This window comes from Streptomyces sp. NPDC000229 (assembly GCF_040300825.1).
Lineage (GTDB): Bacteria > Actinomycetota > Actinomycetes > Streptomycetales > Streptomycetaceae > Streptomyces.
The window spans coordinates 40,115-49,326 of record NZ_JBEPEL010000054.1 but is presented as its reverse complement, the minus strand read 5'-3'; the positions used below and the strand labels follow the sequence as shown (position 1 = coordinate 49,326).

Genomic DNA, 9,212 nt, shown 5'->3' with positions numbered 1-9,212 from the left:
CCCCGGCCCCGCGCGGCGTCCCGCAGATCGAGGTCTCCTTCGACATCGACGCCAACGGCATCATGCACGTGACCGCGAAGGACCTCGGCACGGGCCGGGAGCAGAAGATGACCGTCACCGGTGGCTCCGCCCTGCCGAAGGACGACATCGACCAGATGGTCCGGGACGCCGAACGCCACGCCGAGGAGGACCGGCGCCGCCGGGAGGCCGCCGAGACGCGCAACCAGGGCGAGCAGCTCGTCTACCAGACGGAGAGGTTCCTCAGGGACAACGAGGACAAGGTCCCGGGTGAGGTGAAGAGCGAGGTCGAGGGCGCCCTCGCCGAGCTGAGGGAGAAGCTGAAGGGCGAGGACACCGCCGAGATCCGCACCGCCACGGAGAAGGCCGCGGCCGTCTCGCAGAAGCTCGGCCAGGCCATGTACGCGGACGCGTCACAGGGCGCCGGCGGTGCGGGTTCCGGCGCCGGGTCCGGCCCCGGTTCCGGTTCCGGGGAGGGCTCGAAGGGCGGCGCCGACGACGAGGTGGTGGACGCCGAGATCGTCGACGACGACCGGCAGCAGCAGGGAGGCGGAGGATGAGGCAGGGTACGCGCAGGCTGACCACGGTGACCGGCCGCACCGGCCCGCCACCGATGATCGCCCCGGCCGCGCCCGGCCCGTCCGCCACCCCCGCCACCCGCCGGGACCCGGACGGCCCGGGGCCCACCCCACCGCGCCCGGACGAACCGGCCCGCCCGGACGGCTCCGGCCACCCCGGCTCTGCCGGCCGTGCACGGCGGGACCAGCGGGAGACGGGAGAAGCGCGCGCACGGCAGTCGCCGCCCCCGGGCGCCGCCGCGCTCGCCGTGGCACTGGAGGAGCGGACGGCCGACCTCCAGCGGCTGAAGGCCGAGTACGACAACTACCGAAGCCGAGTGCACCGCGACCGTCTCGCGGTGCGCGAGGCGGCCGTGGCCAACGTACTGCGCGGGTTCCTGCCCGTGCTGGACGCCGTCGAGGAGGCGGCCGGGCAGGGCGAGCTCACCGGCGGCTTCCAGCGCGTCGCCCTGGCCCTGGACACCGAACTCCGCGCCCTGGGCCTCGCAGCCTTCGGCGCGGTCGGCGACCCGTTCGACCCGCGCGTCCACCAGGCCGTCGCCTACCTCCGCTCCGCACTGGTCGACCGGCCCGTGTGCAGCGAGATCGTCCGCCCCGGATACCGGGTCGGCGACCACCTCCTGCGCCCCGCCGAGGTCACCGTCACCGGTCCCGCCCACCGGTGAAAAAAGAGGTCCGTGACGTGGCAGGTGCCCGGCACCGTTAGCGTGTACGGGGTTCACAACGGTGCCCGTGCGGGTCCTGGGGGCGGAGGAGCGGTACACATGCAGGTCGGAGCGGCATCGTGAGAATGCTGCACACATCGGACTGGCACCTGGGGCGGTCCTTCCACCGGGTGAGCCTGCTCGAGGCACAGTCCGCGTTCCTCGACCACCTCGTGGCGACGGTCCGTGAGCACGACGTCGACGTGGTGCTGGTGGCCGGGGACATCTACGACCGCGCCGTGCCGCCGCTGCCCGCCGTGGAGCTGTTCGACACCGCGCTGCACCGGCTGGCCGAGGCGGGCGTACCCACGGTGATGATCTCCGGCAACCACGACTCGGGCCGCAGGCTCGGCGTCGCGGCCGGGCTCATCGAGCGCGCCGGGATCCACCTGCGGACCGACCCGGCCGGGGTCGGCACCCCGGTCCTGCTCGCCGACGCACACGGCGACGTGGCGTTCTACGGACTGCCCTACCTCGAACCGGCTCTCGTCCGCGACCGGTTGGGCGCCGAGAAGGCCGGGCACGAGGCCGTCCTCACCGCCGCCATGGAACGGGTCCGCACCGACCTCGCCGGCCGCGCGCCCGGCACCCGCTCCGTCGTCCTCGCCCACGCCTTCGTCGCGGGCGGCGCCCCGAGCGACAGCGAACGCGACATCACCGTCGGCGGCGTGGCCGCCGTCCCGGCCGGGGTGTTCGACGGAGTCGACTACGTCGCACTCGGACACCTCCACGGCAGCCAGGCCCTCACCGAGCGGGTCCGCTACTCCGGCTCGCCGCTCGCGTACTCCTTCTCCGAGACCGACCACCGCAAGACCATGTGGCTCGTCGACCTCGAGGGGGACGGGGCGATCCGCGCCGAACGCATCGACTGCCCGGTGCCGCGCCCCCTCGCCCGCGTCCGGGGACGGCTCGACGACCTCCTCGCCGACCCCGCCCTCGCCCGGCACGAGGACTCCTGGGTCGAGGCCACCCTCACCGACCCGGTCCGCCCCGCCGAGCCCATGGCCCGCCTCACCGAGCGCTTCCCCCACACGCTCAGCCTCCTCTTCGCCCCCGAGCGCCCCGGCGACGAGCCCGACGCCTCGTACGCGCAGCGCCTGCGCGACCGCGACGACCAGCAGATCGCCGAGGACTTCGTCGCCCACGTACGCGGCGGGGCGGGCCCCGACGAGCAGGAGCGCGCGGCGCTCCTGGCCGCCTTCGACGACGTACGGGTGGACATGGCACAGCGCGAGGTGGCCGGGTGAGGCTCCACCGGCTCGACATCACCGGCTTCGGCCCGTTCGGCACCACCCAGACCGTCGACTTCGACACCCTGTCCCAGGCCGGTCTCTTCCTGCTGCACGGCCCCACGGGCGCCGGCAAGACCTCCGTCCTCGACGCCGTCTGCTTCGCCCTGTACGGGGCGGTTCCCGGCGCCCGGCAGAGCCCCGGGACCTCGCTGCGCAGCGACCACGCGCCGGTGGGCACGTACACCGAGGTCGTGCTCGACCTGACCGTGGCCGGCCGGCGGCTGGAGATCACCCGGCGGCCCGCCCAGCCGCGCCCCAAGAAGCGGGGCGGCGGCTTCACCACCGAGAAGGCCCAGTCGTGGCTGCGGGAGTACGACGCGCAGAGCGGCACCTGGAAGGGGCTCAGCCGCTCCCACCAGGAGATCGGCGAGGAGGTCACCCAACTGCTCGGCATGAGCCGTGACCAGTTCTGCCAGGTGGTGCTCCTGCCGCAGGGCGACTTCGCACGGTTCCTGCGCGCCGACGCCGAGGCGCGCGGCAAGCTCCTCGGCCGGCTCTTCGACACCCGGCGCTTCGCCGCCGTCGAGGAGCGCCTGGCCGAGCTGCGGCGCACCGCCGAGCAGCAGGTCAAGGACGGCGACGAACGGCTCCTCGCCCTCGCGCACCGAATGGTCCAGGCAGCGGGCGACGCCGCCGGAGGGTGGCCCGCGCCGGAGGGCAAGCCCGGCGACCCGGGGCTCGCCGGCGCCGTCCTCGGCTGGGCGGCCGTGGCCCGGTCGGGTGCCCGCGAAGCGAAGGACGTCGCCGAATCGGCGCTGGCCGCCGCCGAGAGCCGGCGGGCCGCCGCGCGCCGCGCCCTCGACGACGAGCGGGAGCTGGCCGCGCGGCAGCAGCGGTACGAGGACGCCCGGCGGCGCGGCGCCGAGCTGGACGCCCGGCGGCACGAGCGTGACGGGTGGGAGGCCCGGCTGCAGCGGGGCCGCAAGGCCGAGCGGGTGGCCGGCCCGCTGAGCGTGCGCGACGACGCCGAGCGGGAGCACCGCACGGCGCGCCACGCGCACGAGCGGGCCGTGGCCGGCCTGCCGCCGGACCTCGCCGACGCGGGCGCCGAGCACCTGGCCGCGCTGGCGGGGAGGCTGAGGGAGGACCTCGGCGGCCTCGACACCGCCCGCCGGGCGGAGCGGCGCGCCGCTGAGCTGGCCCGCGAGCGCGACGAACTGGACCGGCAGGCCCACGCCGACGAGGTGGCCCTCCAGGACGCGGACGTGTGGCTGGCCGGCTGGGAGACCTCCCGCCGTGCCCTCCAGGACCGCGTCGAGGCCGCCCAGGAGGCCGCGACCCGCGCCGAACACCTCGCGGGCCGTCTGGAACCCGCCCGCCGCCGACTGGCCGCCGCCCGCCGCCGCGACGCGCTGGTACGGGACGTGTCGGCCGCCGCCGCTCGCCTGACGGCCGCGCGGGAGCACGCCAACGCCGCCCACGAGGCGTGGCTGGACCTGCGGGAGCGCCGGCTGCGGGGCATCGCCGCGGAACTCGCGGCCGGTCTCGCCGACGGTGAGCCCTGCGCGGTCTGCGGCTCCGCCGACCACCCGGCCCCCGCCCGCGCCGACGCCGACCACGTCGACCGTACGACGGAGGACGCGGCCTACGACGCCCACACCCGCGCCGACCAGGCCCGCTCGGCCGCCGAACGCGAACTCGCGGTCGTGGAGGAGGCGTTGGCGGCCGCCCGCGCGGAAGCAGCCGGCCTGGGCGCCCCGCGGCGCGGCGGTGCCGTTGCCGGGGCCGACTCCCCGGGCCGGGGTGGAGTGCCCGGCCGGGGTGGCGCGCCCGCGGGTGAGGCACCGGGAGGCGGCGCCGCAGCGGTCGCGGCCCATGCCGACGCGCCCGCGGGCCCCCGCCCGGTGGCGGCAGCGCCGTGCGACGGCGCCTCCGGGGGCGATGCCCTCGGCCGCGACGGAGCGCCTGGCGCGGGCGGACCGGCCGTCGGCGCCGACCAGCCTTCCGTCGCCGAACTCGCCGACGACGTCGCGCGGTTGGAACGCGCGCACGCCGAGGCGCGTGAGATGGCGGGGGGCGCGCACGCGGCGCGGGAGGCGCTCGACCGGGCCGAGGCGGAGTACCGGCGGAGGCTGGACGTGCGGCAGCAGGTCGAGCGCCGGGCCGCCGCGCGGACCTCGCAGCGCGACGCGCTCGACCGGGAGCAGGCGGCCGTGGACGCCGAGCTCGCCCGGGTGCCGGGCGGTGCCGTCGCCGAGCACGCCGCGTCCCTGGAGCACCGGATCGCCCGCCTCACCGAGGCCGCCGACGCCGTACGTACCGTCGAGGACACGGCCCGCCGTCTGAAGGAGGCCGACGACCGGCTGGCCGACGCCGCGTTCCGGGCCGGGTTCGACACCCCGGCCGCCGCGGCCGCCGCGCTGCTCGACGACGTGACCCACCGCGACCTCCAGCGCCGGCTGGACGCCTGGCAGGCGGAGGCCGCGGCGGTGGCCGACCGGCTCGCCGAGCCGGAGACACGGGCCGCGGCCGAGCGCCCGCCCGCCGACCCGGACGGCGCCCATGCCGCCCACGCCGCCGCCGACCGCGCCGCCCGCGACGCGGACTCCGCCCTGGCCGCCCACCGCGAGCGGTGCGCCGAGCTGGACCGGCTGTCCCGGCAGGCCGCCACCGAGGTGCGGCGCCTGGGGCCGCTGCGCGAGGAGTACGACCGGGTGGCCCGGCTGGCCGGGCTGACCGCCGGCACGTCCGCGGACAACGAGCGCAAGATGCGGCTGGAGTCCTACGTGCTCGCGGCCCGGCTCGAACAGGTGGCGGCCGCCGCGACGGCACGCCTGGCGCGCATGTCGGCCGGCCGGTACACGCTCGTCCACTCCGACGCCCGGTCCGGCGGCAAACGGGCGGGCCTCGGCCTGCACGTCGTCGACGCGTGGACGGGCAGCGAGCGCGACACGGCGACGCTCTCCGGCGGGGAGACGTTCTTCGCGTCGCTGGCGCTGGCGCTGGGGCTCGCCGACGTGGTCACGGACGAGGCCGGCGGCGTACGGCTCGACACGCTCTTCATCGACGAGGGGTTCGGCAGCCTCGACGACCAGACCCTCGACGAGGTGCTGGACGTCCTGGACTCGCTGCGCGAGCGGGACCGCAGCGTCGGCATCGTCAGCCACGTCGGTGACTTGCGCCGCCGCATCCCCACCCAGCTGGAGGTCGTCAAGGAGCGCGGTGGTTCCGCGGTGCGGCTGCGCGGCGGGGGAGTGGTCAGCGGCTGATCGAGCGGCGCGGCAGCGGCGACGAGTAGACGACGCTCGTCGTCACCGAGCCCAGCACGGCGACCTTTCCGGAGATCTCCTCCAAGTGCCGCATCGAACGGGCGGCGACCTTCAGCACGAAGCAGTCGTCGCCCGTGACATGGTGCGCCTCCAGGATCTCCGGCGTCGCGTCCAGCAGGTCGTGGAACGGCTTGTAGTTGCCGTTGGGGTAGCGGAGCCGTACGAAGGCGAGGATCGGCAGCCCGAGGCGTTCCTGGTCGACGACCGCGGTGTAACCCGCGATCACGCCCGCCTCCTCCAGCCTGCGGACCCGCTCGGTGACGGCGCTCGCGGACATGGAGACGGTACGGGCCAGTTCGGCGAAGGTGGCCCGGCCCTGGTCCTGGAGGGCAGCGAGGATGCGCCAGTCGGTGGCGTCCGGGGAAAATCCGGTCATGGCCGAGGGATAGCAGGGGAATCCCCGGCTGAACAAGGCAACCTCCGGGAATCGTCACTTCATCGAGATGATCAAGGGCCGTAGATTTCTGGACATGACGACAACTCGGCTCACCAGCGCCCCCGCCGCCAACCCCGTGCTCCGCGTTCCGCCGGCCTCGCCGGCCGCGGCCGCCGCCTACTTCTCGGCGAGCCTCGCCTTCCACGCGGACGTCTCCGACGTGGCCGCCGCCCTCGCCGCCGACGGTGACCCGGGTTTCGTCGTCCTGGACTCCCGGTCGACGGAGTCCTGGGACCAGGGCCACATCCCCGGCGCCGTCCACCTGCCGACGGCGCTGATCCCCGAGCAGGCGGAGCAGCTGCTGGACAAGGCGGTGCCGGTCGTCACGTACTGCTGGGGGCCGGGCTGCAACGGCGCCACGCGCGCGGCCCTCGCCCTCGCGGAACTCGGCTACCAGGTCAAGGAGATGCTCGGCGGCTTCGAGTACTGGGCCCGGGAGGGTTTCGCGTACGAGACGTGGGAGGGCGTCCGCACGCGCGACGCCGACCCGCTGACCGCCCCGATCGACGCGGACGACTGCGGCTGCTGACGGCACGGCGACCTCCGGGGCCGCGCCCCGGGGTCGTCACGGCCGGGCCGGGAGAGGCCCCGGCACCGGCCCGCGGACGCCCGGGCGCCTCACAGCCGGGCCAGTTCGTCCACCAGGTCGTCCAGGCCGAGCGAGCCCTGGGACAGCGCGGCCATGTGCCACTTCTTCGCGTCGAACGCGTCGCCGTGCGCCTGGCGGGCCTTCTCCCGGCCCAGCAGCCAGGCGCGCTCGCCGAGTTTGTAGCCGATGGCCTGCCCGGGCATCGACAGGTAGCGGGTCAGCTCGCTCTCGACGAACGCCGGCGGGCGGCTGGTGTGGCGCTGGAAGAACTCCTGCGCCAGTTCCGGCGTCCACCGCTCACCCGGGTGGAACGGCGAATCCGCCGGGATCCGCAGGCCCAGGTGCATACCGATGTCCACGATCACCCGGCAGGCCCGCATCATCTGGCAGTCCAGGTAGCCCAGGCGCCGCTCCGCGTCGGGCAGGAACCCCAGCTCGTCCATGAGCCGCTCCGCGTACAGCGCCCAGCCCTCCGCGTTGGCGCTCACCAGGCCGATGGTCGCCTGGTAGCGGGACAACTGGTCGGCGACGTGCACCCACTGCGCGATCTGGAGGTGGTGGCCCGGCACGCCCTCGTGGTACCAGGTCGACACCAGGTCGTACACCGGGAACCGCGTCTCGCCGTCGACCGGCAGCCAGGTGCGGCCGGGGCGGGAGAAGTCCTCGGACGGACCGGTGTAGTACGGGGCCGCCGCCCCGCCCGGCGGGGCGATCCGCGACTCCACCTTCCGTACCCGCTCGGCGAGTTCGAAGTGCGTGCCGTCCAGGGCCTCGATCGCCTCGTCCATCAGGCGCTGGAGCCAGGCCCGTACCTCCTCGACCCCCTCGATGTGCGTACCGTGCTGGTCGAGGTGGGCGAGCGCCTCCCAGGGCCCGGCGCCCGGCAGGATCTTCTCCGCCTCGGCCTTCATCTCGGCGAGCAGCCGGTGGTATTCGCCCCAGCCGTACGCGTACGCCTCGTCGAGGTCGCAGTCGCTGCCGTTGAAGTAGCGCGACCAGCGGGCGTACCGCTCGCGGCCCACCGTGTCGGGGGCGCCCTTCACCGCCGGGGCGTACACGTCGCGCATCCAGTCCCGCAGCGAGGCCAGGGACCGGGTCGCGCCGCCCGCCGCCGCGTCCAGCTCCGGGCGCAGCCCGGCCGGCGCGGCCGCCACGAACTCCTCGAACCAGCCGCGTCCCGCCCCGTCGTTGCCCGTCCACTCGGTGAGCTGCTCCACGAAGGTCGCCGTGGCGCGCGGCCCGCCCAGCAGGCCCCGCTCCAGGCCCAGTTCGAGGGACTCGCGGTAACCGGCGATCGCGGCCGGCACGGCCCGCAGCCGTTCGGCGACGGCCGCCCAGTCGTCGTCGGTCCCGGTGGGCATCACGGTGAACACGATGCGCACACTGTGCGCGGGCGAGCGCATGTTGCTGACCGTGCACAGCCCCTCGCCGGCGTCGTGAACGGCCAGTTCGGCGGTGAGACGCTCGCGCAGGAGCCGTCCGCAGCGCCGCTCGGCGTCGCTGCGGGCACCGGGCAGGCGCTCGGCCTCGTCGAGCCGGGCGAGCGTGTCACGGGCCAGCTGGGCGATCTCTTCCTGACCGGCGGGTGAGAAGTCCGGGAGGAGTCCGGCGCTCTTCTGGACGCCCAGGTAGGTACCGGTGATCGGGTCGAGTTCGATGAGCGCGTCGACATAGGCGTCGGCGACCATGCGGGGAAGCGCGCTGCTGGAGGTCTCTGGCATGAGGCCATCCTGGTATGCCACGGGCCTCGTCGTCACCCTCATCCGTCCTGGTCGGCTGACAAATGAGCGGGCGCGCCGGGCGGCAGCAGCGGCCCGCACTCCCACTGCTGGAAGATCAGCCGGGTCTCCACGCGGGCGACCTCCCGTTGCGAGGTGAACTCGTCCAGTACGAGTCGTTGCAGGTCGGAGGGGTCCGCCACCGCCACGTGCACCAGATAGTCATCAGGACCGGTCAGATGGAACAGGGCCCGCGACTCCGGCAGGGCGCGGATGCGCTCGACGAACGGGCCGATCAACTCGCGTCGGTGCGGGCGCACCTGCACCAGGAGCAGCGCTTCCAGGCCGCGGCCGATTTTGGCCGGATCGAGTCGCAGCCGGTTCCCGAGGATCACGCCCGTACGCCGCAGCCGTGCCACCCGATCCAGGCAGGTGGAGGGGGCGACCCCGACATCGGCGGCGAGCTCGCGGTACGTGGTCCGGGCGTCGTTCTGCAAAAGGCGAAGTATGTGCAGATCGACCGTGTCCAGAACGACAGAATCGGTCATTCGTCGAACGTAACACGGAGCTTTGCCTCTACCTCCGGGTATCTGTTCACAGTGCGGTCC

Annotated in this window: 8 protein-coding genes; 5 read left to right on the top strand and 3 right to left on the bottom strand. The window is 74.9% G+C overall.

Going from position 1 to position 9,212, the window contains the following annotated elements:
• The 4 genes from ABT360_RS23960 to ABT360_RS23945 all read left to right on the top strand — a co-directional run.
• Positions 1 to 578, top strand: a 578-nt coding sequence (locus ABT360_RS23960; protein WP_351820060.1) for an Hsp70 family protein, incomplete at its 5' end; no start/stop codon positions are given.
• Positions 575 to 1,261, top strand: coding sequence for a nucleotide exchange factor GrpE (grpE, locus tag ABT360_RS23955; protein ID WP_351820057.1), 687 nt, complete (start codon positions 575 to 577; stop codon positions 1,259 to 1,261). The genes ABT360_RS23960 and grpE, both read left to right, overlap by 4 nt.
• Before the next feature lie 119 nt (positions 1,262 to 1,380).
• The gene (locus tag ABT360_RS23950; protein WP_351820054.1) at positions 1,381 to 2,547 is read left to right on the top strand and encodes an exonuclease SbcCD subunit D; all 1,167 of its coding nucleotides are present in this window, start codon (positions 1,381 to 1,383) and stop codon (positions 2,545 to 2,547) included.
• Positions 2,544 to 5,801, top strand: coding sequence for an SMC family ATPase (locus ABT360_RS23945; RefSeq protein ID WP_351820051.1), 3,258 nt, complete (start codon positions 2,544 to 2,546; stop codon positions 5,799 to 5,801). The genes ABT360_RS23950 and ABT360_RS23945 overlap by 4 nt, the downstream gene beginning before the upstream one ends.
• Here the strand turns inward: ABT360_RS23945 and ABT360_RS23940 are convergent.
• A complete protein-coding gene (locus ABT360_RS23940) occupies positions 5,791 to 6,237 on the bottom strand; it encodes an Lrp/AsnC family transcriptional regulator (protein WP_351820048.1) in 447 nt (148 codons plus the stop codon). The two genes, ABT360_RS23945 and ABT360_RS23940, sit on opposite strands and share 11 nt — an antisense overlap.
• Before the next feature lie 94 nt (positions 6,238 to 6,331).
• Between ABT360_RS23940 and ABT360_RS23935 the strand changes: the two genes are divergently transcribed.
• Positions 6,332 to 6,826, top strand: a complete 495-nt coding sequence (locus tag ABT360_RS23935; RefSeq protein WP_351820045.1) for a rhodanese-like domain-containing protein — start codon at positions 6,332 to 6,334, stop codon at positions 6,824 to 6,826.
• An 89-nt stretch (positions 6,827 to 6,915) separates the two neighbouring features.
• Here the strand turns inward: ABT360_RS23935 and ABT360_RS23930 are convergent, their stop codons facing one another.
• Entirely contained in the window at positions 6,916 to 8,607 is a 1,692-nt protein-coding gene (locus ABT360_RS23930; RefSeq protein WP_351820042.1) for a DUF885 domain-containing protein, read from the bottom strand.
• Between the two features lie 38 nt (positions 8,608 to 8,645).
• On the bottom strand, positions 8,646 to 9,152 hold the full coding sequence (locus ABT360_RS23925; protein WP_351820039.1) for an Lrp/AsnC family transcriptional regulator: 507 nt from the start codon (positions 9,150 to 9,152) through the stop codon (positions 8,646 to 8,648).
• Between the last annotated feature and the right edge of the window lie 60 nt (positions 9,153 to 9,212).

Coding starts and splice junctions, on each gene's coding strand:
- grpE (WP_351820057.1), top strand. CDS start 575: ATGAGGCAGGGTACGCGCAGGCTGACCACGGTGACCGGCCGCACCGGC.
- ABT360_RS23940 (WP_351820048.1), bottom strand. CDS start 6,237: ATGACCGGATTTTCCCCGGACGCCACCGACTGGCGCATCCTCGCTGCC.
- ABT360_RS23935 (WP_351820045.1), top strand. CDS start 6,332: ATGACGACAACTCGGCTCACCAGCGCCCCCGCCGCCAACCCCGTGCTC.
- ABT360_RS23930 (WP_351820042.1), bottom strand. CDS start 8,607: ATGCCAGAGACCTCCAGCAGCGCGCTTCCCCGCATGGTCGCCGACGCC.
- ABT360_RS23925 (WP_351820039.1), bottom strand. CDS start 9,152: ATGACCGATTCTGTCGTTCTGGACACGGTCGATCTGCACATACTTCGC.